Below are 24,079 nucleotides of genomic sequence, written 5' to 3'. Positions count from 1 at the left end.
AGGGGCCCCGCCGTCAGGCGGGACCCCCTCCTTCAGTGCGCGGAGCTCAGTTCGCGACGCGCAGCGTGATCGCCGAGCTGGTGGTCACGTTGCCGGCCTTGTCCTGGGCCTTGGCCGTCACCTGGTAGCTGGCGTTCGGGTAGGACGTCGAGTTGGCGGACAGCGTCCACGTCCCGTTCGACTGCTTCACGCCGTTGCCGAGCTTCGTGCCGCCGGCGTAGAACGCGACGGCCGTCACTCCGACGTTGTCGCTGGCCGAGGCCACGAGCCGGATCGAGCCGACGACCGTGGTGTTGGTCGAGGGCGAGGTGATGCTCACCGTCGGCTTCTGCGTGTCGGCCGCCGGAGGGGTGGTCGGCGTCGCGGTGGGCGTCGGCGTGGCGGTCGGCTTCGGAGTCGACGTGGGGGTCGCCGTGGGCGTGGCCGTCGGAGTCGCGGTCGGCGTCGCCGTCGGGGTGGCCGTGGGCGTCGCGGTCGGCGTGGCGGTGGGCGTCGGGTCCGGCGTCGGAACGGTGCCGACGGGGATGGTGCTCACGGCGTAGCCGAAGTAGCGGCCGGCGACGGGGCGGGTCGGGTCGCCCTGGAAGGTGCGGCCGCGCTCGGTCGCCGCCTTCGCCTGGGCGATGACCTGGGCGCGGACCTGGGCCGGGCTCTTGCCCGCGCAGGATCCACCGGAGCTCATGCAGTCGAGGACGACGCCGCTGGTGCCGGCGGCCGCCATGCTGGTGCCCGACTGGATGTAGGCGTACGCCCCACCCTTCTTGGTGGTGTACGGGCACATGCCGGGGGCGGCGATGGTGTGCTTCTGGTCGGCGGCCGAGACGGCGAAGTTGCTGTTGGTCGAGACCGCGTCGTCCTTGGTCTGGACGCCGCAGGGCGCCGTGCCGAGTCCGCCGGGCTTGCCGTCGTAGTTGGCCATGTTGGTCACGGCGAGCACCTCGTCGTAGGCGGCCGGGATCCAGCCTGCGAGGTCCTCGGAGGTGTTGCCCGCGGAGCCGACGGAGACGATGCCCTTGGCCTCGAGGTCGCAGATCGCCTGGTGGATCACGTCGCCGTTCGAGCGGCCGCAGTTGCCGTCGTCGGTGCCGTAGGTGGCGAGCGACATGTTGACGACCTTGATGTTGTACTTCGCCGCGTTCGCGGACACCCAGTCGAGGGCGCACATCAGGGTGCCGGTGGTGCCGCGGTTGTTCGCGTCGAGCGCGCGGACTGAGTAGATCGGAGCGCCGGGGGCGATGCCGACCGAGCCGGAGCCGTTGTCGAGCGCGGCCATGTAGCCCGAGACGCCGGTGCCGTGGCCGTTGGCGTCGGCGGCGGTGCCCGAGCCGAAGCAGTTGATCTGCTCCTTCAGGTTGTAGTCGGGGTGCGAGCTGACGCCGGAGTCGATGACCGCGACGGCCGGGCCGGTGTAGTTCGTCACTCCGTCGCCCGCGCGCACCGGGGCCTTGTCGGCCTCCGCGGTGAGCACGTGCGAGGGGGTGGTCTGCGCCTGGCCGTCGACGACCTGGTCGGCGGAGACGACGCCGAGGACGCGCGAGTCGGCCTCGAGCACGGCCTTCTGGCGGTCGGTCAGGTCGGCGGTGAAGCCCGCGACGCCGCCCTCGAACTGCACGTCGTCGGCGACGCCGAGCGCAGCGACGACCTGCTCCGAGATCGAGCTCGAGTCGACCGACACGAGGTAGCGGCCGGTGGTGGCGGCCTGGGCGGGGGCGGAGCCCGCGAGGGCGATGCCGGCGGTCACGGCGAGCGCGGTGGCCAGGCCGGCTGCGCGCCAGAGGCGCGAGCGGGCCGGCGGCGCGGCGGTGCGGGAAGTGGACACGGGTTCCGTCGATTCTGTCGGCGTCTCGGCCGACCTGTCGTGGTGCGGGCGGGTCGACGCAGGCACTCCGAGCGAGCGCCCGCGCCGCTGCAGCGGGGCTCGGGTCAGAGGCCGGGAGGCGGCGGAACGGTGCAGGTCCCTCCGAGCGTCGGCGGGCAGAACCCGTCGGCTCCCCCCATCGGAGTGACCTGTCTTCGACTTCAACAGACTTCGGGTGATTTCACAGCGTCGAGAGTGGCCCCAGTTCGAGGGTGATTTGACCCCCTGTCCCACAGATGGTGACCTCTCGTGGAGGCCTTGCCCGACAGGTGCGGAAATGCCCGGTCACAGCGCGGGTTCAGCGCTCTCGCGGCCGACGTCCCGGTGGCTTGACTGCCCCCGGTCTCGGAGTAGTGTCGTCGCTCGTGACACACGAGGGCCCCCCTTCGGGCGCGAAGGCGTCCCCCGCCGGTGCGGACGACGCCGACGCCAACGAGCTCCGCACTGCGAAGCACTTCTTCATCGGCGAACCGCTCTCCAGCGACAAGCTCGAGGGCCAGCTGCTGCAGAAGCGCCTCGCCCTCCCGATCTTCGCCAGCGACCCGCTCTCCTCCGTGGCCTACGCGCCGCAGGAGCTGCTGATGATCCTGCTGCTCGGCGGGCTCTCCTTCCTCACCTTCGCGCCCTGGGTGGCCGGCTGCGTCGTCGTGCTGCTGGTCGTCGTCGTCCTCAGCTACCGCCAGCTGATCAAGGCCTACCCCTCGGGCGGCGGCGACTACGAGGTCGCCCGCACCAACCTCGGCGAGACGGCCGGGCTGACGGTCGCCGCGGCCCTCCTGGTCGACTACGTGCTCACCGTCGCGGTCTCGGTCGCCTCCGGCGTCGACAACATCATCTCGGCGATCCCCGCGCTCGCGCCGCTCCGGGTCGAGCTCGCGATCCTCTTCGTGATCCTCCTGGCCGCCGTGAACCTCCGCGGCGTCTCGGAGTCGAGCAAGGCCTTCGCCGTCCCCACCTACCTCTTCGTCGCGAGCGTCTTCGTGATGGTCGTCGTCGGGCTCGGCCGCGCGGCGTTCGGCGACGCTCCCGTGGCGGAGTCGGCCGGCTTCACCGTGCAGGGCGAGCAGCTCACCCAGGCCGCGGTCGTCCTCCTGCTGCTGCGCTCGTTCGCGAGCGGCTGCGCCGCCCTCACCGGCGTCGAGGCGATCTCGAACGGCGTGCCCGCCTTCCGCGTCCCGAAGGTCAAGAACGCGCAGCGCACGCTCGTCGCGATGGGCACGATCGCGATCGTCCTCTTCGTCGGACTCACCGCCCTCGCCCTGCTCTCGAACGTGCACTACGCCGAGAACGCCTGCCACCTCGTCGGCTTCGCCGACTGCGCGACGACGCCGCAGCGCTCCGTGATCGCGCAGGTCGCGGCCGCCACCTTCGGCAACAACACGATCCTCTTCTTCGTGATCCAGGCCGCCACCGCCGCCGTCCTGCTCCTCGCGGCCAACACGGCGTTCAACGGCTTCCCGCTGCTGGGCTCGGTCCTCGCCCGGGACGGCTACGCGCCCAAGTCGCTGAACACCCGCGGCGACCGCCTCATCTACTCCAACGGCGTCATCATCCTGGCGCTCGTCGCGGCGATCATCCTGCTCGTCTACCAGGCGTCGCTGACGAGCCTCGTGCAGCTCTACATCATCGGCGTCTTCGTCTCCTTCACCCTCGGGCAGTCCGGCATGGTGAAGCACTGGATCCGGATGATCAAGAACGGCGAGGGCTCGCGCACCGTCAAGACCAGCCTCGCGATCAACCTCTTCGGCGCCACGCTCACCTTCGCCGTGCTCGTCGTCGTCACGATCACGAAGTTCACCCACGGCGCGTGGCTCGTCTACCTGGTGATGCCGATCCTCGGCGTGCTGATGGCCGGCGTCTACCGCTACTACCGCGACGTCGAGAAGGAGATCGAGGTCGACCCGACCACGACCTTCGGCGCCAACGGCGACCACGCGGTCGTCCTCGTCGGCCGGATGAACAAGCCGACCCTCAAGGCGCTCGACTACGCCATCGCCGCCCGGCACGAGTCGCTGGAGGCGGTGCACTCGTCGATCGACGACGCGCAGACCGCCCAGCTCAAGGCCGACTGGGCCCGGATGGACATCGAGATACCGCTGCGCTGCATCGCCTCGCCGTACCGCGACATCTCGTACCCGCTGATCAAGTACATCAAGGCGCACCGCCTCGAGCACGGCTCCGAGATCATCACCGTCTACATGCCGCAGTACATCGTCGGGCACTGGTGGGAGGGATTCCTGCACAACCACAAGTCGCGCCGGATCCGCCAGAAGCTGCTGCTCGTGCACGGCGTCACCGTCGCGCTGGTGCCGTGGCTGCTCGACTCCTCCGAGCTGATCTACGGCCGCCGCTCGCGCCCGATCCCCGGCCAGTCGCGCCGCGGCGAGCCCGTGCGCCCCGTCACCCGCCGCCCCATCCCGCCCGCCTCCGTCCTGCCCAAGGGCGCCGCCGGCGAGGGCGCCCCGCGCAGCGGCTCGCGCACCGCGGCGGCCACCCGCCCGAAGAGGCCCGCCGGCAAGGGCGGCGGCAAGCGCCGCTAGCCACCACGCTGATCGAGCAGCCCGCGCAGCGGGCGCATCGAGATCCACCAGCGTCAGAGGTCGAGTCTGCAGACCCGCCCTTCCGACGACGGTGGGTCTCGATACGCCCCTGCGGGACTACTCGACCAGCATGTGCCGGGCGCGTCGAAGCGGCGTGATCGTCCAGGGCCGCGTCCGAAGACAGGTAGAGGGCCCGCAGCGACTCGCCGCGGGCCCTCGATTTCCCCTTGTGCCTTCCCCCGAAGGCGGCCCGCCCCAACGGGCCGTCACCGACGCTATCGGCGGGCTATGCAGATGCGCATCCTCCTCACGACGGATCCGCATCCACCCCCTGGCGTGGTGCGACGCCGAGCGCGAGGTGCCAGAGCAGGGCCACCCCGACCACGGCGGCGGTCGTCCAGACGACGGCGAGGATCGCCGCGTCGACGACGAAGGAGCGGTACGCCTCCTCGAGCGGGTCGAGCCCGGAGCCCGCGAGCACGACGCCGGCCGGGACGACCAGCGCAGCGAGGACGGCCGTCCACGCGGCGACCCGGGCGGGCCCGCGGTGGTCGTCGGCGACGGGGTGCGGGCGCCGCGCGACGTACCAGACGACGGCGCCGATCCCGAGCCCGACGAGTCCGAGCACCCCGCTCCCGTACTGCGCCCACTTGTAGCCCGGGAACGGACCGAACTCGTCGCGGAGGAACGGCAGGGCCGCCACGAACGGGCCGCCGTCGTGGGTGAACGCGTCCCAGAGCACATGCGACGCCGCGCCGATCACGAGCCCGACGGCCGCCAGCACGATCGCCGCGGTCCGGGCGCGTGCCGAGCGCGGCGGTGCGGCGGGCGGGCGGAGACGCACGCGCACGATCCACGGCGCGAGGTCGCGCCAGGCGGGCTGGAGCAGCACCAGCCAGAGCAGGAGGCCGACGGCGCCGACGGCGAGGTCGACCGTCACGACCCCCGGCATCGAGTGCGTCGCGTCGCGAGCCCAGCGCAGCGGGAGGTAGAGGCCGATGTCCGGAGCCATCGCGCCGATCGCGACCGCGGCGGCGGGGATGCGGCTGTTGGTGAACGCCAGAGCGACGACGGCGTGGCTCGGCGTGAACGGCATAGTGCACGGTATCCCGTGCGCAGGCCGCTCCGGCGAGCGCGGGCGCCCGGCGTCCCGTCCGCCCCCGGGGAGCTCCGAGCGCCGCGACCGTAGAATCGTCCGGACGTCCGGCCCTCCGGGCCGGTCATGGCGACGGATCGGAGCGGGTGTGCGGAAGGCGTTCGCGATCCTCCGTCTCGCGCTCGCGGGGCTGGGGGCCGTCGGGCTCGTCGGCGACTTCCTCTACACCCTCGGCTTCCGGCTGTTCCAGATCGACAACTTCTTCGCGTACTTCACCACGCAGTCGAACATGGCCGGCGTCGTCGTCCTGGGCCTGTCCGGGATCGTCGCCCTCGCCCGCGAGCGCGAGCCGCGCTGGCTCAGCACGCTGCGCGCGCTCGTCCTCACCTACATGGTCGTCTCCGGGATCGTCTTCGGGCTGATCGCCGTGGAGGCGAACAACCGCGGCGTCCGCGTCGACGTGCCGTGGTCGAGCGCGCTGCTGCACTTCGTCATCCCGACGCTCGCGCTGCTCGACTGGCTCCTCGCCCCCGGCCGCCGTCCCGTCGCCTGGCGCGGGACGCTCACCGTCCTCGGCTTCCCGATCGTCTGGGGCGTGATCACGCTGGTGCGCGGCGCGCTGATCGGCTGGTACCCCTACTTCTTCCTCGATCCGGCCCAGGTCGACGGCCCGGTCATGTTCGTCGTCTACGACGTGATCGTGCTCGGCCTGATCTCGGGCATCGCCGCCTTCCTGCTCGCGCTCAGCCGCGTCCGGCCGCTCGGGGCCGCGCGGGCGGCGGAGTGGCGCGGCCCGCTCGCCCGGCTGCGCGAGCGGCTCAGCCGGCGGCGACGGCGAACGGCGTGAGCGCCGCCTGCGCGACGACGAGCAGCTCGTCGTCGCTGAGCGACTGCAGCGACAGCGCCTGATCGGCGCCGACCAGCCCGACGAGCACCGGCTCGCCGGTCGTCGGCTCGAGGTTCAGCCACTCGGTGATGCCCGCCACGGAGCCGACCAGCGACCAGCGCGCGGGCAGGGCCGCGTCCGTGTCCCAGAAGGGCTCGTCGAAGCGGAGCCAGAGCGTGTCGACGACACCGGAGCCGAGCGACGCGATCGCCGTGCGGTGCGCGAACGGCAGCGGCGGGTCGAACGCGATCGCCTCGCTCTGCAGCACCCCGATCGGCACGGTGACCAGGACGCGGTCGGCGGTGAACGACTCCCCCGTCGCGAGGCGGATGCTCGCACCGGTCTCGGTGTAGCCGATGCCGCTGACGGCCGCGCGGAGCGAGACCTCGACGTCGGTCAGCAGCGTCTCGACGAGGGGCGCCAGGCCGTCGGTGACGACCGCCGACGCCTCGTCGGTCGCGTCGGCGACGTCCTCGGCGGTGCTGGCGGCCGAGGCGTCGCCCAGCCCGTACCAGGCCGAGAGCTCGGCGGGCGCGGCGCCGGTGCGCAGCGCGGGGCCGCCCGCGAGGAACGCGGCGACGCGGGCGGCGTCTCCGTCCCCGCTGCCGGGCTCCACAGCCGCCGGGTCGGGAGCACCCGAGCCGGCGAGAGCGTCCGCGAGCGACACGTCGGTCGGCTGCTCGGCCGCCCACTCGAGGGCGCGGGTGAGCGCGTTCGCGGCGGTGTCCCCGACGTCCGGCTGCTCGCCGGCGTCGGTGCTCGAGCGGATCGTGGCGAGATCGACGACGGAGGTGGTGATCCCGGCGTCGAGGACGCTCTCGCGCAGGGCCGGGCCGGCGCCCGTGAGCGCCCAGGCGCCGGTGTCGACCGCGATCGGCCAGCCGTCGGGGGTGCTCGTGGCGATGCGGCCGCCGACGCGGTCCCGCGCCTCGACCAGGGCGACATCGTAGCCGGCGTCGACGAGCCGGCGGGCGGCGACGGCCCCCGCGAGCCCGGCGCCGATGATCGCGATGCGCTCGCCCTCCTCGGCGATCGCGGCGATCTCGCCGGCCGCGCGGACGCCCGAGTTCCAGGCGCCCTGCAGAGTCCCCGGCTCGTCGGAGTCGGTGGCCTCGCCGGCGAAGAACAGGCGGTCGAGGACGTTCTCGGCCAGGTCGTCCCGGTGCTCGGGGGTCGCCCCGACGGCGAGGTAGGAGACGGCGCCGAGCGCGTACGGATCGGCGGCCCAGTCCGAGCGGACGAAGGCGGCCGGCGTCGGCACGGCGGTGGTGCTCGGCGTGGGCACCGGCGCCTCGGTGACGGTGCGGGTCGGGGTCGGCCGCGGTGGAGTGCAGGCCGCGAGGGCCAGGAGACCGGCGCCCGAGGCGGCTCCCGAGAGGAAGAGGCGGCGTCCGATCGTCATCCCCGTCATCCTACGTTCTCGCCGCCCCGCGGGGGCCGCGAACAGAGGGCCGCCCGGCGGACGCCCGACGCCGAGTGGTAGACCTGTCCCATGAGCAACGACATCCGCGAACTCTCCGAGGGCGAGAGCTACCTCGCCTTCTTCCAGGGCGGGCCGTTCGACGGCCAGACCGAGACCCGTGTCAGCACCGAGGGCGGCTACGAGAAGTCGGTCGACGTCTACGCCGCCGTCGACGGCCAGGAGACGCACCTCGTCTACACGTCCGTCTCGGCCAAGGAGGTCGGCGAGTCGGTCCATGTGACCTACGCGCTCGACGCCCCCGACTCCGACCCCGTCGAGGACCCGGAGGACCGCGGCGGCGGATTCCAGTAGTCCGCAGCAGCACCTCCCCCGCTCTCTCGTGGGAGCACGGACGCCGTCCCGGTCGCGATTCGCGATCCGGGGCGGCGTCTTCCTCTGTGCCCGGGACTCTCCATGACGAACCGTGACGTCGCCCAGGTCCGCTCGGAGTCCGCGCCCCTACGATCGCGCCGGAGCGTCCGACCCCCGGCCGCCCGGACGGAGACGACGATGCCCACCGAGCAGACCACCGCGACGATCGGCGCGCAGACCGCCGACTTCACCACCGGCTTCACCGAGACGATCGGCGACGAGCTCGCCGCGGTCTTCGCGGGCGAGCAGGCCGACCTCGTCGAGAGCGGCGTCCCCGCCGGCGCCGTCGCGGCGGGCGACCGCCTGCCGGGCGCGAGCGTCCGCACCGAGGACGGCGAGAGCGTCGAGCTCGCCTCCTTCCTCGGCGACGGCCCGGCCGTCCTCGTCTTCTACCGCGGCGCCTGGTGCCCGTACTGCAACATCACGCTGCGCCACTACGACGCGACCCTCGCCCCCGAGCTGGCGAGCCGCGGCGTCGCCTTCGTCGCAGTGAGCCCGGAGACGCCCGACGCCTCGGCCGCGCTGGGCGGCGAGCTCGGCTTCACCGTCGTCACCGACCCGGGCAACGCACTTGCGACCGAGCTCGGCATCGTCACCGCGCCCAGCGACGCGGCGATCGAGGCGCACACCGCCCTCGGCTTCGCGGTGAAGGACTCGAACGCGGACGACACCCCGGCGATCCCGTTCCCGACCGTCCTGGTGCTCGACGCCGCCGGCGTGGTCCGCTTCGCCGACGTGCACGTCGACTACACGACGCGCACCGAGACCGACGAGATCCTCGCCGCCGTCGACGCGCTCGGCTGAGGCCCGTCCCTAGGCCCGTCGGGAGGGGCTGTCAAGGGCCCCTCCCCTCAGGGCGTCCTCCCCATCCGTGTGAGCAGACTCCTTCGAACAGACAATCGACGCCGATCCGCGGCGCCGGAAGGAGCACGACTCATGGCAGAGATCACCGCCCACCACGGCCTCTTCAAGGACACGGACCTCCACGTCGACGACACCGGCGGCTCGGGTCGCCCCGTCGTCCTGATCCACGGCTGGCCCCTGTCGGGCGAGTCCTGGAGCGAGCAGGTCCCCGCGTTCGCGGCGGCCGGCTTCCGCGTCATCACCTACGACCGCCGCGGCTTCGGCCGCAGCGACAAGCCGCTCACCGGCTACACCTACGACACCCTCACCGAGGACCTGCACACGCTGCTCACCGAGCTCGACCTGCAGGACGTCACCCTCGTCGGCTTCTCGATGGGCGGCGGCGAGGTCGCCCGCTACTTCTCGAAGTACGGCACCGAGCGCCTGCACAGCGTCGTCTTCGCGTCGGCCGTGCCGCCGTACCTGATGAAGACCGACGACAACCCGGACGGACCGCTCGAGAAGTCGGCCGCGGCCGAGATGACCGCCGGCCTGACCAAGGACGAGGACTCGTTCTACGAGCAGTTCACGACCGAGTTCTTCTCGGTGAACGGCGAGCTCAAGGTCACCGAGGCGCAGCGCCAGGACGCGCTCGCGCTCGCGAAGCAGTCGTCCAAGCACGCCGCGCTGGCCTGCATGGCCGCGTTCGCCGGCACCGACTTCCGCGAGGACCTGCCGAAGGTCACCGTCCCGACGCTCGTCATCCACGGCGACGGCGACGGCACCGTCCCCTTCGAGGGCTCCGGCGCGCGCACGCACGCCGCCATCCCCGGCTCCGAGCTGTACGTCGTCGCCGGCGCCCCGCACGGCGTCAACGTCAGCCACGCCGAGGAGTGGAACCGCGTCGTCCTCGAGTTCCTGAAGAAGTAGCACGACGGAAGGGGCGCTCCGCTGCGGCGGGGCGCCCCTTCTGCGTTCCCGGATCTCGCGCGCCCTTCCATGCTGGTCGAGTAGCCGCGCAGCGGCGTATCGAGACCCTTCCGCTCAGCCCTTCTCCGCGCCCTCCGTGGTGTTCATGATCCGCCGCTGGAAGACGAAGAACAGCACCGCGACCGGGATGGACATCAGCACGGCCGCCGCGAGCTGCAGCGGGTACTGATTGCCGGTACCCAGCTGACCCGAGACCAGCGAGGCGACTCCGGTCGTCAGCGTGTTCAGCTCCGGCGACTGCCGCGAGACGACGAAGTGCGAGAACTCGTTCCACGACCCCTGGAACGACAGGATGAACAGCGTCACGATCGCCGGCCGCGCCATCGGCACCACGATCGAGCGGAAGGTCCGGAAGACGCCGGCCCCGTCGATCCGGGCGGCCTCCTCGATCGAGGCGGGGATCGAGTCGAAGAACTGCTTCATGATGAAGATGCCCGCAGCGTCCACGATCAGCGGCACGATCATCCCCGCGTAGCTGTCGTAGAGCCCGAGCTGCTTGAGGATGAGGAACCGCGGGATCAGCAGCACCACGCCCGGCACGCTCATCACGCCGATGAACAGCGCGAAGAGCAGCCCGCGGCCGCGGAAGCGCAGCCGCGAGAGCGCGTAGCCGGCGAGCGAGTCGAAGAACACCCGCCCGACCGTGACGAAGAGGGTGACGATCACCGAGTTCAGCGTCCAGAGCGGCAACGGCACGTCGGTGAACAGCCGCTCGTACGAGGCGAACGACCAGGTCGCCGGCAGCAGCGACAGCGGGTTCGAGGTCGCGTCGGCGTCGGTCTTGAAGGACGACGCCACCGAGATCAGGAACAGGTAGATGTAGACCAGCGCGAGGCCGATCAGCAGCAGGTAGCCGCCGATCAGCGAGGCGCGGCCCCGGGCACCGAGCTGCACGCGGCGGTGCGGCAGCGGCGCCTGCGGCGGCGGCTCCGCCTCGGTGCGCGGCTCGGGGTCGACCAGGGTGCTCATCGCACTCCTCCCGTCGTGAGAGTCGTCGCGGCGTCCGCGCGGGCGGCCCGGCGGGTACGGCGGGCGCTCGGCTCGCCCTTCTCGCGGAGGATCGCGCGCTGCAGCAGCGTCAGGACGACGATGATGAAGAACAGGATGAAGGCGATCGCCGCGCCCTGCCCCCAGCGGAGGTCCGTGAACGAGGTCTCGTAGGCGAGGTACGCCGGGGTGAGCAGCGTCTTGCCGGGCGCGCCGCCCCCGGTCAGGTAGATCTGGTCGAACACCTGCCAGGTGCCGATCAGCCCGAGGGTGAGCACGGTGAACAGCGTCGGCTTGAGCATCGGCAGCGTCACCGAGAAGAACTTCCGCAGCGGCCCCGCGCCGTCCATCAGCGCCGCCTCGTCGATCTCGGCGCCGATGTTCTGCAGCGCCGCGAGGAACAGCAGCATGAAGGTGCCCGAGGTGGTGAAGATCGCCATGGTGATCAGCACGCACATCGCCACCGACGGGCCGGCCAGCCAGTCCCACCAGGTCAGCCCCAGCGGGGCCCCGCCGGCGAACCAGCTGCCGTCGACGCCGACGAGGCCGAGCAGGCTGTGCAGGACCCCGGTCGGATCCGCCATCCAGGTCGGGCCGTCGGCGCCGAACCAGCCGAGCACCGCGTTGACGACCCCGGACGCCGAGAAGAGGAACAGGAAGATCACGGTGATCGCGATCGACGAGGTCACCGACGGGAAGTAGAACGCGGTGCGGAAGAAGCCGCGACCGCGCAGCACCCGGCGGTTGACCTGCACCGCCAGGAACAGCGCGAGCGCGGTCTGCAGCGGTACGACGAGCAGCACGTAGTAGACGTTGTTGCGGATCGCCGTCCCGAAGTCCTTCTGCGCCAGACCGGAGTCGACGAGCACCGCCCGGTAGTTGTCGGTCCCGACGAACTGCGCGGTCGGGCCCAGCGGCGATCCCAGGCCGTTCCAGTTGCTGACGCTCACCCAGAGCGCGAGGGCGATCGGGACGACCAGGAAGACGCCGACGACCAGGATCGCGGGGAGGGTGAAGAGCCAGCCGTAGCGGGCCTCGTTGCCGCGGATGCCGGAGCGGCGGCTCCGCGCGGCGGTGGCGGTGCTCATCGGCGCATTCCCGCGCTACTTCGCGTTCGCGGTGTCGAGCGCGTCCTGCAGGTTGGTCTGCAGGTCCGCGAGGATCGCCTCCGGGTCGCCCGACGCCAGGCCCTCGAGGGCCGAGTTGAAGTCGGTGATCACGGTGGCGGCGCCGGCGAAGGCGACCGGGCTGACGGCGTAGTCGTTCCCGGTCACGAAGGCCGCGTTCTCCGGGTACTTGCTCGCGTACTCCGCCGCGCCCGACTCGGTCGAGGGGATCACGCCGAACGCGTCCGAGAAGGCGAGCTGCTGCTCGTCCGAGGTGAGCGTCGACACGAGCGACTCGGCCTGGTCGGCGGTGGTGCTGCCGGCCGGGATGCCCCAGCAGTTGCTGAAGGTGAAGGTCGACTTCCCGCCGGGGCCCGCGGGCAGCTCGGCGACCGTGTAGTTCACGTCCGGGTAGTCGGCCTCGAGCGCGCCGTTGATCCAGGGGCCCTCGATCACCATCGCGGCCGCGCCCTTGCCGAACGCCTCACCCGACCAGCCGGAGTCGAGGTCGGCCGGGAACTTCAGCATGCCGTCGCTCAGCAGGGTCTTCACCTCGGTGAGACCCGCGACGTTCTCGGGGGTGTCCGCGGTGACGGTCGTGCCGTCCTCGGAGAGCAGCGAGCCGCCGGCCTGGTTCATGAAGGTGCCGATGCGGGCGTACTCGGCGCCGAAGGAGAGGCCGGTCACGCCGTTCGCGGTCAGCTTCTGCGCCGCGGACCGGAGCGAGGCCCAGTCGGTCGGGATGTCGGCGTCGGTGAGGCCCGCGGCTGCCCAGAGGTCGGTGTTGATGACGAGGCCCAGCGTCGAGAAGTCCTTGGGCTCGCAGTAGAACTGGTCGTCGTAGGTGAAGGCGTCGCGCAGCGCCGGGTAGAAGGCGTCGGCGTCGTCCGCGTCCTGCGCGTAGGGCTCGAGGTAGCGGTTGCTGGCGTAGGTCTGGAACTGGTCCCAGCTCATGTAGAAGAGGTCGGGCGGGTTGCCGCCCGAGAAGCCCTGGCCGAGCTGCTGGGTGAGGTCGCTGGCCGCGACGACGTCGACGGCGGTGTCGTTCGCCTCGCCCCAGGCGGTCACGGCGTCGGTGACGGCGGTGGTCTCGGCGTCGCCGGACGAGCCGATCATCACGGTGAGACCGGCGGAGTCGTCCGATCCGCCACCGCCGCCGCCGCTCGAGCAGGCGCCGAGCGAGAGGGCGAGGCCGCCGGCGAGGACCGCGGCACCCCAGCGTGCCGTTCTGGTGCTGTGTGTCATGTTCTGACCTTTCGTGGGTTTCGGGAGGGAGTCGTGGGGAACGGGGCGCCCGCCGGGCGGGCGTCAGCTCTCGGAGTGGTGGAGCGGGGTGCGCACGACGAGGTGCGGCGTGATGAGGCGGTGGGCCTCACCGGGTGCGAGGGGGCGGTGGACGACGTCGTCGCCCTGCTCGCCGAGGAGGAGCTCGAGGGCGCCGGCTGCGACCGCGCCGAGGTCCTGCTCGACGCTGGAGAGGCCGACGGCGCCGGCGACCGGGGTGTTGTCGAAGCCGACGATCGCGAGGCCGGGCCGCCCGACGGCGATCGCCGCCATCGAGGCGCCGAGGGCGAGGGAGTCGGAGACGCAGACCAGCCCGTCGACGCCGGGGTTCGCCTCGAGGAAGGCGATCGCGGCGGAGCGCGCGCGCTGGACGTCGTCCTCGGCCTCCGCCACGAGCAGCGGCACACCGGCGAAGCGCTCCGCCATCACCCGCTCCCAGCCGCTGCGGCGGTCGTCGCCGGTCGCCGAGCCGGCCGGCCAGCCGAAGAACGCGATCCGCGAGCAGCCCGACTCGGCGAGATGGCCGGCGGCCTGCGCGACACCCGCGGCGCCGTCGACGTCGACCCAGAGGTGCTGCGGATCGCCCTGGTCGTCGAGCCCCCAGGGGCGGCCGAAGGTGACGAACGGCACGCCCTGCTCGATCAGCCAGGCCGTGCGCCGGTCGCCGTAGAAGGTCGAGGTGAGCACGAAGGCGTCGACGTCGGCGCCGTCGCGGAGCTTGCCGATGCGCTCGATCTCCTCCTCGGGGCTCGCCGCCGTGTAGAGCAGGATCCGCATGCCGCGGGCGTCGGCCTGCTCGGTCACGGCGTGCAGGAAGCGGTCGAGCAGGCTGCCGGAGATCCCGTCGAGCACGCGGTCCATCCGGACGCCGATCGTCCCCGACTTGCGGGTGCGCAGGCGCCGGGCGGAGGCGTGCGGCCGGTAGTTGAGATCGCCGATCGCCTTCTCGACCCGCTCGCGGGTGCTCTCCCGCACGATCTGCGGACTGTTCAGCACGTTCGAGACGGTCTGGCGCGAGACACCCGCTGCGCGCGCGACGTCCTCGACGGTCGGCAGTGCCATGCGTCCTCCTCGACGGGTGTGCGGTGTGCGGTGCTGGCCGCTTGATCGTTCAAATCCCGCGGCCTGCGTTATTTGATCGATCAAATTCCTGGGTAATGTTACCTGCGGCGACGGCGCTGTCAACCGGCCGTACGCTCCTGTACCGACGATCCAGTGAGGAGTCGACCGTGACGACCGACCACGACGACCGCCCCCGCCCGCCCCGGCAGCCCCTGCTGAACGACGCCGTCGTCCTGCTCCGGGCGCCCACCCAGCTCTGGAGCGACGACGCCGGCGAGCTCGGCGCACTGCCCGCGCACGGGCTCTACCACGGCGACGTCCGCGTCCTCGCGGGCCTGCGCCTGCTCGTCGGCGGAGAGCCGCTCGAGTCGATCGCGGTCGGCCGCGACGGAGCCTCCTCCGCCCGCTTCACCGCCCTCGCGCGGCACCTCGACGACGACGCCGCCGACCCGCGCCTGCGCGTGGTGCGTCTCCGCACGGTCACCGCCGGCGGCCTCGAGGAGCGGATCCGCCTCGAATCGGCGCTGCCCGATCCCGTCGCCACCACCGTCGAGCTCGCCCTCGACCCCGACTTCTCCCTCGTCCACGTGGTGAAGGCCGGGCTGCGCGACGAGACGGCCGTCGAGACCGCCGTCGACGGCTCCTCCCTCGTCTGGACGCACGCGGGCGCCCGCGCCGAGGTGCGCGCAGACGGGGCCGCGCTCTCCTCCGGAGCGACGCTCTCCTGGGACGTGGTCGTCCCCGCCCGCGGGTCGGTCGAGGTCTCCTGGAGCATCGCGATGACCGACTCCGCAGCCGTGGTCGGCGCCGCCCCCGACCCCGCCGAGTGGTCGGGCGCCGTCGTCGAGGCCGGCGACTCCCGGCTCGCCGCCTGGTGCCGCGCGGCCCTCGACGATCTGGACGCCCTGCGGATGGTGACCCTCGAGCGGCCCGGCGAGCCGTTCCTCGCGGCCGGCGCGCCCTGGTTCTTCACTCTCTTCGGCCGCGACTCGATCTGGGCGGCGCGGATGCTCCTCCCGCTCGGCACCGAGCTGGCCGGCTCCACCCTGCGGGTCCTGGCGGGGCTCCAGGGCACCGAGCACGTCGCCGAGACGGCCGAGCAGCCGGGCAAGATCATGCACGAGCTGCGCTCGACGACCCTCGAGATCCCGGGCGAGGGCGTCTCGCTGCCGCCGCTCTACTTCGGCACCGTCGACGCGACCGCGCTCTGGATCTGCCTGCTGCACGACGCCTGGCGCTGGGGGCTCGCCGACGACGAGGTCGAGGCGCTGCTGCCGGCACTCGAGGCCGCGCTGCGCTGGCTCCGCGACGAGGGCGACTCCGACGGCGACGGGTTCCTCGAGTACGTCGACACCACCGGCCACGGACTCGCGAACCAGGGCTGGAAGGACTCGGGCGACTCGATCCAGTGGATCGACGGCAGCCTCGCCGAGGGGCCGATCGCGCTCTGCGAGGTCCAGGCCTACGCCCACGAGGCGGCGGTCGGGGGCGCAGCGCTGCTCGAGCACTTCGGCCGCGACGGAGCGGAGTGGCGCGCGTACGCCGCCGCCCTCAAGGACCGCTTCACCGGCGCCTTCTGGATCGACGACGCCGACGGCGGGCACCCTGCGATCGCACTGGACGCGGCCAAGCGCCCGGTCGACACCGTCACCAGCAACATCGGGCACCTGCTCGGCACCGGGATCCTGCAGCCGGAGCAGGCGGCGCGCGTGGCGCAGCTGCTCGGCTCGCCCGAGCTCGACTCGGGCTACGGGCTGCGGACCCTGTCGACGGACTCCGGCGGCTACTGGCCGCTCTCGTACCACGGCGGCTCGGTCTGGGCCCACGACACCGCGATCGCCGTGACCGGGCTCGCCCGCGAGGGCTTCGGCGCGGAGGCGACCGCGCTGTCCCGCGGACTGCTCGCCGCGGCCGAAGGCTTCGGCTACCGGATGCCCGAGCTGCACTCCGGCGACGCCGCGGTCGAGGTGGCGGCGCCCGTGCCGTACCCGGCGGCCTGCCGCCCGCAGGCGTGGTCGGCGGCCGCCTCGATCGCGGTGCTGACCGCGGCACTCGGCCTCGCTCCCGGCGGCGGAACGCTCGTCGTCGCGCCGATCACGCCGGCCCTCGCCGGCTCGATCCGGGTCGACGGGATCCGCTACCGCGGCTCCGTCGTCCCCATCGACTGGGACGGCGCGCTCTGAGGCGAGGAGCCCGCCCCCGATCATGCTGATCGTGCAGCCCGCCCCCGCCTCATGCTGATCGAGTAGCCCGCGCAGCGGGCGTATCGAGATCCACCGTCGCCAGGACGCGGGGCCTGCAGACCACCCTCCCGGTCACGCCGGGTCTCGATACGCCCCTGCGGGGCTGCTCGACCAGCATGCGGCGGCCCTATCGAGATCCGCCCGCCGTCAGGACAGCCGCGCGACGACCGCCCGCGCGATGCGGCGCCCCGAGCGGTTGGCGCCGATCGTCGACGCCGTCGGCCCGTAGCCCGCGAAGAACACCCGGGGGTCGGTGAGCGACGCGCCGTCCGCGACCGCGACCCCGCCCTCGCGCTCGCGCAGGCCGAGCGGCGCGAGGTGCCGCAGCTCCGGGCGGAACCCGGTGGCCCAGATGATCGCATCGGCGCGGGTGTAGGACCCGTCGGGCCAGCGCACCCCGTGCGGCTCGATCGAGGAGAACATGCCGCGCTCGTGCAGCACGCCGCGCTCGATCCCCGCCACGACCCGTCGCGTGCGCTGCACCCCCGTGCCGCCGACGATGCTCGGCAGCGCGCGGCCGGCCCGCGCCGCGCGGTCCTGCTCGGCGACCGCCTCCACCGCGGACTCCAGCGCGAGCTGCTCCCCGTCCTGGTAGACCACCGGGCGGCGCGTCGCCCAGGTGAGCGAGCGGGCGACCCGCTCCAGCTCGAGCAGGAAGCCGATCGCGGACGTCCCGCCGCCCACCACGACCACCTGCTGCCCGGCGAAGTCGGCGGCTCGCAGGTACTCGGTCGTGTCGATCTGCACGCCCTCGAAGCGGTCGCGGCCCGGGTAGTAGGGCAGGAACGGCGAGCCCCAGGTCCCGGTGGCGTTGACCAGGATCCGGGCGCGCTCGACGCCGTGGTCCGTCTCGACGACGAGCGGCGCGCTCCGGTCGCCCGTCGTCGCACTGCTGACGCTGCGCACCGCCTCGGGCCGCCGCACCGCGAGCTCGTAGGCGCTCTCGTAAGCCTGGTAGTACTCGGTGACGACGTCGCGCGCGGGCCGGCGGCGGTCGGCGGTCGCGAAGGACAGGCCGATCCGGTCCATCCCGGGAAGGTCGTGCACCCGGTGCGCCGAGCCGAGCCGGAGCGCCTCCCAGCGGAACTGCCACGCACCGCCGGCGCGCGGCCCGCGGTCCAGGAGAGCGAAGTCGAGCCCCGGGCGCAGGCCCAGACGGCGGAGGTAGTAGGCGACCGAGAGTCCCGCCTGACCGGCGCCGATCACGACGACGGGCCGCGGATCGAGCGCACTGTCCACGGTGCTCCCCACGCGGTAAGGAGGCGCCGCCTGCTCCGCTGCTCGCGCACAGGGGGGCCGGTGCCTCGTCTGCTAAACTACCGGCTAGATTTCATACTTCCTGTCTGCTTCTTTTTCTCCAGCCGGCTCTTGCCCGTCTGGCCTGTCATCGTGAGGGGGTCACCCATGGGGCGCGGCCGTCAGAAGGCAAAGAACACCAAGATCGCTCGGGAGCTGAAGTCGTTCAGCCCAACGGTCGATTACAGTGCGCTCGAGCGCGAGCTCAGCCACCCGGACGAGCCGGACTACTCGAAGTGGATCGACGACGAGGACGAGGGCGACGACACCGACCTCGTCGAGGAGCAGCACCAGAAGCGTGCCTGATCCCTCCTCCGCCGCGGGGGCGCTCGAGTCGAGCGACCCCGCGGCTTCTGCGTTCCCGGAGCGGTCCGTGCCGGATGAGCCCGCCCTCGCGGAGCAGTCCCTGCTCTCGGAGCCGTCCGTGCAGCACGGCCGCGTGGAGCAGCTGTCGACCCGGGTCGCCTACGAGACCCCGTGGATCCGCGTCCGCGAGGACGAGGTGCGCTGGCCCGGCGGCGTCGAGGGCGTCTACTCCGTCGTCGAGCGGGCCGACTACGCGCTGATCGTCCCGCGGGAGCGCGACGGCTTCTGGCTGGTCGAGCAGTACCGCTACCCGATCGGCCGCCGCACCTGGGAGTTCCCGTCCGGAGGCTGGCCGCACGGCGCGCCCGGCGGGGACGCCGAGGCGCTCGCCCGCGCCGAGCTGCGCGAGGAGACCGGCCTGCGCGCGGGGCGGCTCCGCCCGCTCGGCCGCCTCAGCGAGGCCGACGGCTTCGTCGCGCAGTCGTTCGACGTCTTCCTCGCCGAGGACCTCGAGCACGGCGAGCCGGAGCGCGAGGAGACCGAGCAGGACATGCGCCAGCAGTGGTTCTCCGACGCCGAGGTGGCCGCGATGGTCCGCTCCGGGGCGATCGTCGGCACCTCCGACGTGGCCGCGCTCGGGTTGTTCTGGCTCGACCGGGGGCTCGGCTCCTGAGCGCGCCGTCCGTCCCGGCGAGCGCGATGTCGGTGGTCGCTGCGAGGATGCAGCGATGAGCCCTCTCGCCGCGCCGTCGCCCGTGTGGCACTCGGAGACGCGCGGCCGCGACCTCGACGAGGCGCGCGCGTTCTACTCCCGCGGCTACAACGGGTCGGGCTTCCGCGCCGAGCGCACCCGCGTCCCGTTCGCCTACCGCTACGCGTCGACCGGTCCCGGCCCGGTGAGCCTGCACGCCGCCTCCTTCCTCGGCTCGGTCCGCGGCACGGTCGAGCCCACCGGCGTCTACGTGGTGCTCTGGCTCAACGACGGCCGGGCCAGCCTCGACCTCGGCCGCGACGAGAACCGCCTGGTCGCCGGCCGCCCGGCGATGTTCCCCTCCGGCCGCCCGTTCGGCTTCGAGACGAGCGAGTACCGCGACGCGCTCGTTCACTTCGACGCCGCCTACCTCGAGCGCGCCGCCGCCGAGCTGCACGGCACCGAGCCCGGCCCGATCCGCTTCGCCCCGCTCGCGCACTCCCCGGCTCCGTGGTGGGCGGCGGTGCGGGTGCTCCGCGACACGCTCACCGGCCCGAGGGCGCCGTCGTCGCTGCAGCGCGAATCCGCGTCGCAGGTCGCCGCCGCGGCCGTGCTCCAGGCCTTCGCGCACCGGACCGTCCCGCTGCCCTCCGCGCCGCCCTCGGTCAGCGCCCGGCGGCTGAGGCGGGCGGTCGAGTTCGTGCACGCGAACGCCGACCTCCCCCTCGGCGTCGCCGACATCGCCGACGCCGCCGGGCTCACCGTGCGCGGCGTCCAGCTCGCCTTCCAGCGCGCCTACGCGCTGACCCCGCGGCAGTACCTGCGCGGCGTGCGCCTCGACCTCGCCCGCGACGAGCTTCTCGCCGGGCAGCCGCAGACCCTCGTCGTCGGCGAGGTCGCCGCGCACTGGGGCTTCATCAGCGGCGGCCGCTTCGCCCAGCACTACACGCAGCGCTTCGGCGAGCTGCCGAGCGAGACGCTGCGGCGCTGAGGCTACGGCGGCCGCGCTGCGGCGCCGGCCAAGGGGCGACGACTGCACCCCGCCGATCCCGCGGGGCCGTCTCCCTGCATCGGCTCTGCGCGCGCCGATGCAGGACTGGCCGCACGGCGAGGACTCCGCCGCGCCGACCCCGCGCGGCCCGTCGGAGGCGTAGTGTCCGAAGTCCACCCGCGGAACGACCCGCGGGTCCGCGTCGATGGAGCCGCGATGTTCGAACCCGAAGGATCCGCGCGCCCGCTCGCCCGGATCATGTCCGTGACCGCCGCACTGCTGATCGGCGCCGTCCTCGTCGGCGGCGCGGTCGGAGCCGCGGTCGCCCTGGCCCTCTACCTCCCGAGCGCGCTTGCCGCCGGAGCGCTCGACCCGTCCGCGCTGGTCGGCTTCGGGATGCTGATGGGCGTCGCCTCCGGCGCCGGCCTCGGCGCGGTGGGTGGCCTCGGCGCGATCGCCGGCATGGTCACCGTCCGCGCGGTGAGCCGCCGGAGCGGCGCCTTCATCGCCGGCACGAGCGTCGGCGCCGCGTTCGGCGTGCTGATCCTCGCCGCGAACCTCCTCGTCAGCCGGGACGCCGCCACCTGGATCACTGCCCTGCTCGCCACGGCCGCGGCCTTCCTCCTCTGCGCCTGGGGCTCCTGGCTGCTGACCCGCCACGAGCACTCCTGGGAGCGCGCGCACGCCCCCGAGCACCGGCGCCCTGCCGCGCAGCCCGCCGCCCCGGGTGCTCCGTCGCCGGCGAGCCGCCACCGCCCGGCCTGACGCGCCCCGCCTCCCGCTGGACCTCCGGCCCGCGGAACCACCCCCGGCACGCCGAACCCGCCGATCCCCGCGAGCCGAGGTCCGTCTCACGTGCCGAAGATCCACCACCGGTATCTCCGGCTCGCGGAGGCACCCCTGGCACGCCGAATCAGCCGGTTCCCACGAGCCGGAGCCCGATCGACGAGCCCGAGGTCGAGCCGGACCCCCGCGCCTCAGCGCCCTCGCGAGTCGGCCGCGCGGTCAGCGCGCGTACGAGCCGACCAGGCGCACCGCGCCGCCGTCGACGCCCTTGGCGCCCTGCTCGAAGCCGTCCAGCGCGCGCTCGCTCAGCGACACGCGCCCCGCGACCCAGGACGGCACGCCCGACGCCTCGAGCGCCGCGATGATCGCGGGCGCGGCGTCGGCGTCGACCACGGCGAACATCCCGATGCCGAGGTTCCAGGTGCCCTCGGTGCTCTCGAGCGTCGCCCCCGACATCGCGGCGAGCGCCCGGAACACGTCGGCCGGGCTCCAGCTCGAGCGCTCCACCTCGACCCAGGAGCCGCGCGGCAGCACGCGCGCCAGGTTCGCCGCGATCCCGCCGCCGGTCACGTGGCTGATCGAGTGCACGCCCGCGCCGAGCGCCTCGTCCTCGAGAACGCGGAGCAGCGGCGCCGTGTAGAGGCGGGTCGGCTCGAGCAGCACCTCGCCCACGACGCCCCCGAGCTCGGCGGAGGTGTCGGTGAAGCGGATCCCCCTCTCGGCGAGGATGTGGCGCACGAGCGAGTAGCCGTTGGAGTGCAGCCCGGAGGAGGCCATCGCGATCACCAGGTCGCCGTCGCGGACCCGGTCGGCGCCGCGCACCGCGTCCGCCTCGACCGCGCCGACGGCGGCACCGGCCACGTCGTAGTCGTCCGGCCCGAGGAGCCCCGGGTGCTCCGCGGTCTCGCCGCCGACGAGCGCGGTCCCGGTGGCCGAGCAGGCGCGGGCGATCCCCGCGACGATGTCCGCGATCCGCGCGGGGACGACCTTGCCGCAGGCGATGTAGTCGGTCATGAAGAGCGGGCGGGCGCCGACCACGACGATGTCGTCGACGACCATGCCGACGAGGTCCTGCCCGATCGTGTCGTGCTTGTCGATCGCCTGCGCGATGGCGACCTTCGTGCCGACGCCGTCGGTCGAGGTCGCGAGCAGCGGCGCTCGGAAGTCCTTGAGGAACGAGACGTCGTAGAGGCCGGCGAACCCGCCGACTCCCCCGAGCACGTTGCGGTCGTGGGTCGCGGACACCGCCGCCTTCATCAGCTCGACGGCGAGGTCCCCGGCCGCCGTGTCGACTCCCGCGCGGGCGTAGCTGCTCGTCTCGTTGCTCACGCGACGACCCTACCGAAGGGCCGCGCCACGCAGACGCTGCGATCAGGAGCGCCCGACGGTCCGGCGGCGGGTCGCGGACCGCCCGCACCCCCTTCAGGGGCTGATCCGAGCGCCGGGCGAGACGAGGAGATGGTTGCGTTGTCATAGTGGGCGCTGACCGTCTCCGTCTCCGGATCGGCTTCGCGCCCGAGGCCCGTCCTCCGCATCCTCGAGGAACCCGTGATGCCCGACTCCGCCGCCCCCCTCCCGTCCGGGAGCCCGCTCCGCCGCCGCTCGATCGTGGCGGCCGCTGCCTGGACGATCCCCACGGTCGCCGCGGTCGTCTCGGCACCCCTGGCCGCCGCCTCGACGCCGCCCGAGCCGGTCGGGCCGCCCGACCTGCTCGATGTGACCGGCTTCGAGGCGGTCCGCTGCGACGTCGTGCCCGCCGGCACCGTGCTCTTCCGCGCCCTCGACGGGACGTCTCCCGCGGCGAGGGGCGCCTCGGTGACCGTCACACTCCCGTCCGGGCTCGGCTTCTCCGCCGGCGGGAGCTCCGCCGTGGTGGCGGTCGGCCTGGAGGGCGTCGTCTCCGTCCCGGCGTTCGCGGCGTCGGGCTCCGCGGGCTCCTACACGATCACAGCCACCTACGGAACGGCGATCGCCTACGCGCCGGGGACGGTGACCGCGAGCCCCGGCCAGGTGGTGGAGCTCACGCGCTCCCCCGGCGGCGCGAACCAGCAGCCGACGTTCTCCACCGCCGTCGTGCCCGGAGTCGTCGACGGCGTCCACGGCGCGATCTCCGGAGACGAGCTCGCCGCCAGCGCCGGCCGGAACGCCGCCGTGCTGACCGCCGACGGCCGGGTGCGCTACTGGGGAGCGAACCTCGGCGCCCCGGTGACGGCTCCCGGAACCCTGACGTTCGCCGGAGCCGCGGTGACGGGCATGGTGTTCATCGACACCTGGACCTGCGTGCAGGCCGGCAACACCTCCGCCGGCGGCATCGCCGCGGGAGCCGGAGCGGACTCCGTCCGCCAGTGGTACCGCACGGGGACCGGCACCGGGCCCCTCACGGTCGTGGCGGTGACCGGCATCACCGGCTCGGTCCTCGCCGCGGAGTCGAACGACGGCTACAGCTACGTCCTCACGAACGCGGGCCTGCACTGGTGGGCCGACGCGACCTCGGGCGAGCGGGTCGCCGCCACGCTCATCGCGGGCACGGCCGGGGCGTCGGCGATCAGCACCTGGAGCTACCGCCGAGCCAACGGCGTTCTGGTCTTCGGCGGCGGGATCCTCCTCGCCGACGGCGGCGTCAGCGTCTGGAACGGCAGCCACGCCCTCACCGCCCTGGTCGGCGCTCCGGCGGACATCGTCGAACTCGAGACCGGCCAGCTGTCCGTCTACGCCCTCACCGGCTCCGGCGAGCTGTGGACGCAGGGCGCCGCGTTCACCTCGTCGCCCGGCGGCGCGGGCTGGATCCTGCGCGCCGAGAACGTCACCACGTCCCACGCCTGGTCCGTCGACGGCTACACCGGCGGCGTGTACGTCACCACGGCGGGAGCGGTCGCCCAGTTCTTCGCCGCGCAGCCCGCCGGAAACGCCTACCGCACCGAGGCGCGGACGATCCCCGCGGGCGTCACCCTGACGAAGGTGTTCAGCACGGACGGCACCTATCTGGCACTCGCCTCCAACGCGACCGTCTACGCCTGGGGCGGCAACCTCGACAACTCCGGCCGCTCGCAGCCCGCCCTCGTCGCCGGAGTCGCGAACGCCACCGACCTCAACGCCTGGGGCTTCCACGGTCCGTCCTACGTCGGCGGCGGGTACGTCATCTCCTCGATCGGCTGCTGACGCAGGACGCGCCATCGGCGGCCCGCACGACGCGTCAGCTTCGACGGGCCCGGTGACGGTCGACAGCGCTCCACTCAAAGACCGTGTCCGCCGCCGCACAGGCGTAGCGCGCTCTCCCGAG

General features: G+C 73.1%; 20 protein-coding genes. 11 read left to right on the top strand and 9 right to left on the bottom strand.

Features of this window, described 5'->3' with window-relative positions; translation table 11 throughout:
- Positions 1-46: 46 nt before the first annotated feature.
- Entirely contained in the window at positions 47-1,819 is a 1,773-nt protein-coding gene (locus HRK28_RS20765; protein WP_160091096.1) for an Ig-like domain-containing protein, read from the bottom strand.
- Between the two features lie 500 nt (positions 1,820-2,319).
- On the opposite strand from HRK28_RS20765, the gene HRK28_RS08415 reads away from it, so the two are divergent.
- The gene (locus HRK28_RS08415) at positions 2,320-4,398 is read left to right on the top strand and encodes an APC family permease (RefSeq protein ID WP_244231879.1); all 2,079 of its coding nucleotides are present in this window, start codon (positions 2,320-2,322) and stop codon (positions 4,396-4,398) included.
- Between the two features lie 307 nt (positions 4,399-4,705).
- Here the strand turns inward: HRK28_RS08415 and HRK28_RS08410 are convergent, their stop codons facing one another.
- Positions 4,706-5,494 carry a DUF4184 family protein gene (locus tag HRK28_RS08410; protein WP_160091098.1) on the bottom strand — a complete coding sequence of 263 codons (789 nt, stop codon included), beginning with the start codon at positions 5,492-5,494 and terminating at the stop codon, positions 4,706-4,708.
- 148 nt (positions 5,495-5,642) lie between these two features.
- On the opposite strand from HRK28_RS08410, the gene HRK28_RS20500 reads away from it, so the two are divergent.
- Positions 5,643-6,341 (top strand): Pr6Pr family membrane protein, encoded by a 699-nt coding sequence (locus HRK28_RS20500; RefSeq protein ID WP_160091099.1) that lies wholly within the window; start codon positions 5,643-5,645, stop codon positions 6,339-6,341.
- Here HRK28_RS20500 and HRK28_RS08400 read toward each other — a convergent pair.
- Entirely contained in the window at positions 6,313-7,782 is a 1,470-nt protein-coding gene (locus tag HRK28_RS08400) for an NAD(P)/FAD-dependent oxidoreductase (RefSeq protein ID WP_173251089.1), read from the bottom strand. The two genes, HRK28_RS20500 and HRK28_RS08400, sit on opposite strands and share 29 nt — an antisense overlap.
- A gap of 90 nt (positions 7,783-7,872) precedes the next feature.
- On the opposite strand from HRK28_RS08400, the gene HRK28_RS08395 reads away from it, so the two are divergent.
- The 3 genes from HRK28_RS08395 (at position 7,873) to HRK28_RS08385 (ending at position 9,987) form a co-directional block, all read left to right on the top strand.
- The gene (locus tag HRK28_RS08395; protein WP_123448078.1) at positions 7,873-8,154 is read left to right on the top strand and encodes an oligoribonuclease; all 282 of its coding nucleotides are present in this window, start codon (positions 7,873-7,875) and stop codon (positions 8,152-8,154) included.
- Positions 8,155-8,352: 198 nt separating this feature from the next.
- Positions 8,353-9,018, top strand: a complete 666-nt coding sequence (locus tag HRK28_RS08390) for a peroxiredoxin-like family protein (RefSeq protein WP_173251088.1) — start codon at positions 8,353-8,355, stop codon at positions 9,016-9,018.
- Positions 9,019-9,150: 132 nt separating this feature from the next.
- Complete coding sequence (locus HRK28_RS08385) at positions 9,151-9,987, top strand: alpha/beta fold hydrolase (RefSeq protein WP_173251087.1); 837 nt, start codon at positions 9,151-9,153, stop codon at positions 9,985-9,987.
- A gap of 114 nt (positions 9,988-10,101) precedes the next feature.
- Here HRK28_RS08385 and HRK28_RS08380 read toward each other — a convergent pair whose 3' ends face one another.
- From HRK28_RS08380 to HRK28_RS08365, 4 genes are all read right to left on the bottom strand, one after another.
- Complete coding sequence (locus tag HRK28_RS08380) at positions 10,102-11,016, bottom strand: carbohydrate ABC transporter permease (RefSeq protein WP_173251086.1); 915 nt, start codon at positions 11,014-11,016, stop codon at positions 10,102-10,104.
- On the bottom strand, positions 11,013-12,122 hold the full coding sequence (locus HRK28_RS08375; protein WP_160091104.1) for a carbohydrate ABC transporter permease: 1,110 nt from the start codon (positions 12,120-12,122) through the stop codon (positions 11,013-11,015). Before HRK28_RS08375 ends, HRK28_RS08380 begins: the two co-directional genes overlap by 4 nt.
- Positions 12,123-12,137: 15 nt before the next feature.
- Positions 12,138-13,385: an extracellular solute-binding protein gene (locus HRK28_RS08370; protein ID WP_173251085.1), complete on the bottom strand. Its 1,248-nt coding sequence runs from the start codon at positions 13,383-13,385 to the stop codon at positions 12,138-12,140.
- A gap of 63 nt (positions 13,386-13,448) precedes the next feature.
- Positions 13,449-14,486 (bottom strand): LacI family DNA-binding transcriptional regulator, encoded by a 1,038-nt coding sequence (locus HRK28_RS08365; protein ID WP_173251084.1) that lies wholly within the window; start codon positions 14,484-14,486, stop codon positions 13,449-13,451.
- 167 nt (positions 14,487-14,653) lie between these two features.
- On the opposite strand from HRK28_RS08365, the gene HRK28_RS08360 reads away from it, so the two are divergent.
- Positions 14,654-16,669 (top strand): glycogen debranching N-terminal domain-containing protein, encoded by a 2,016-nt coding sequence (locus HRK28_RS08360; RefSeq protein ID WP_367948374.1) that lies wholly within the window; start codon positions 14,654-14,656, stop codon positions 16,667-16,669.
- Between the two features lie 207 nt (positions 16,670-16,876).
- On the opposite strand, the gene HRK28_RS08355 is transcribed toward HRK28_RS08360, so the two are convergent.
- Positions 16,877-17,980, bottom strand: a complete 1,104-nt coding sequence (locus tag HRK28_RS08355) for an NAD(P)/FAD-dependent oxidoreductase (RefSeq protein ID WP_173251082.1) — start codon at positions 17,978-17,980, stop codon at positions 16,877-16,879.
- A gap of 153 nt (positions 17,981-18,133) precedes the next feature.
- On the opposite strand from HRK28_RS08355, the gene HRK28_RS08350 reads away from it, so the two are divergent.
- The 4 genes from HRK28_RS08350 (at position 18,134) to HRK28_RS08335 (ending at position 20,778) form a co-directional block, all read left to right on the top strand.
- The gene (locus HRK28_RS08350) at positions 18,134-18,331 is read left to right on the top strand and encodes a DUF3073 domain-containing protein (protein ID WP_123448069.1); all 198 of its coding nucleotides are present in this window, start codon (positions 18,134-18,136) and stop codon (positions 18,329-18,331) included.
- A complete protein-coding gene (locus HRK28_RS08345; RefSeq protein ID WP_367948373.1) occupies positions 18,324-19,004 on the top strand; it encodes an NUDIX domain-containing protein in 681 nt (226 codons plus the stop codon). Before HRK28_RS08350 ends, HRK28_RS08345 begins: the two co-directional genes overlap by 8 nt.
- A gap of 55 nt (positions 19,005-19,059) precedes the next feature.
- Positions 19,060-20,013: an AraC family transcriptional regulator gene (locus tag HRK28_RS08340; RefSeq protein ID WP_173251081.1), complete on the top strand. Its 954-nt coding sequence runs from the start codon at positions 19,060-19,062 to the stop codon at positions 20,011-20,013.
- A gap of 216 nt (positions 20,014-20,229) precedes the next feature.
- Positions 20,230-20,778 (top strand): hypothetical protein, encoded by a 549-nt coding sequence (locus HRK28_RS08335; RefSeq protein WP_173251080.1) that lies wholly within the window; start codon positions 20,230-20,232, stop codon positions 20,776-20,778.
- A 240-nt stretch (positions 20,779-21,018) separates the two neighbouring features.
- Here HRK28_RS08335 and purM read toward each other — a convergent pair whose 3' ends face one another.
- Positions 21,019-22,128: a phosphoribosylformylglycinamidine cyclo-ligase gene (gene purM / locus HRK28_RS08330; protein ID WP_173251079.1), complete on the bottom strand. Its 1,110-nt coding sequence runs from the start codon at positions 22,126-22,128 to the stop codon at positions 21,019-21,021.
- Positions 22,129-22,350: 222 nt separating this feature from the next.
- Between purM and HRK28_RS08325 the strand changes: the two genes are divergently transcribed.
- Entirely contained in the window at positions 22,351-23,958 is a 1,608-nt protein-coding gene (locus HRK28_RS08325) for a hypothetical protein (protein WP_173251078.1), read from the top strand.
- Positions 23,959-24,079: the final 121 nt, after the last annotated feature.

The sequence above is a fragment of the Rathayibacter sp. VKM Ac-2835 genome (assembly GCF_013266705.1).
Taxonomy (GTDB): Bacteria; Actinomycetota; Actinomycetes; order Actinomycetales; family Microbacteriaceae; genus Rathayibacter.
This window is presented reverse-complemented; position numbering and strand designations above follow the sequence as displayed.

Bases quoted from the DNA above. Each gene is read 5' to 3' on its own strand.
- HRK28_RS08410 (WP_160091098.1), bottom strand. From the start codon at position 5,494: ATGCCGTTCACGCCGAGCCACGCCGTCGTCGCTCTGGCGTTCACCAAC.
- HRK28_RS08400 (WP_173251089.1), bottom strand. From the start codon at position 7,782: ATGACGATCGGACGCCGCCTCTTCCTCTCGGGAGCCGCCTCGGGCGCC.
- HRK28_RS08395 (WP_123448078.1), top strand. From the start codon at position 7,873: ATGAGCAACGACATCCGCGAACTCTCCGAGGGCGAGAGCTACCTCGCC.
- HRK28_RS08390 (WP_173251088.1), top strand. From the start codon at position 8,353: ATGCCCACCGAGCAGACCACCGCGACGATCGGCGCGCAGACCGCCGAC.
- HRK28_RS08385 (WP_173251087.1), top strand. From the start codon at position 9,151: ATGGCAGAGATCACCGCCCACCACGGCCTCTTCAAGGACACGGACCTC.
- HRK28_RS08380 (WP_173251086.1), bottom strand. From the start codon at position 11,016: ATGAGCACCCTGGTCGACCCCGAGCCGCGCACCGAGGCGGAGCCGCCG.
- HRK28_RS08375 (WP_160091104.1), bottom strand. From the start codon at position 12,122: ATGAGCACCGCCACCGCCGCGCGGAGCCGCCGCTCCGGCATCCGCGGC.
- HRK28_RS08370 (WP_173251085.1), bottom strand. From the start codon at position 13,385: ATGACACACAGCACCAGAACGGCACGCTGGGGTGCCGCGGTCCTCGCC.
- HRK28_RS08365 (WP_173251084.1), bottom strand. From the start codon at position 14,486: ATGGCACTGCCGACCGTCGAGGACGTCGCGCGCGCAGCGGGTGTCTCG.
- HRK28_RS08350 (WP_123448069.1), top strand. From the start codon at position 18,134: ATGGGGCGCGGCCGTCAGAAGGCAAAGAACACCAAGATCGCTCGGGAG.
- HRK28_RS08340 (WP_173251081.1), top strand. From the start codon at position 19,060: ATGAGCCCTCTCGCCGCGCCGTCGCCCGTGTGGCACTCGGAGACGCGC.
- HRK28_RS08335 (WP_173251080.1), top strand. From the start codon at position 20,230: ATGTTCGAACCCGAAGGATCCGCGCGCCCGCTCGCCCGGATCATGTCC.
- HRK28_RS08325 (WP_173251078.1), top strand. From the start codon at position 22,351: ATGCCCGACTCCGCCGCCCCCCTCCCGTCCGGGAGCCCGCTCCGCCGC.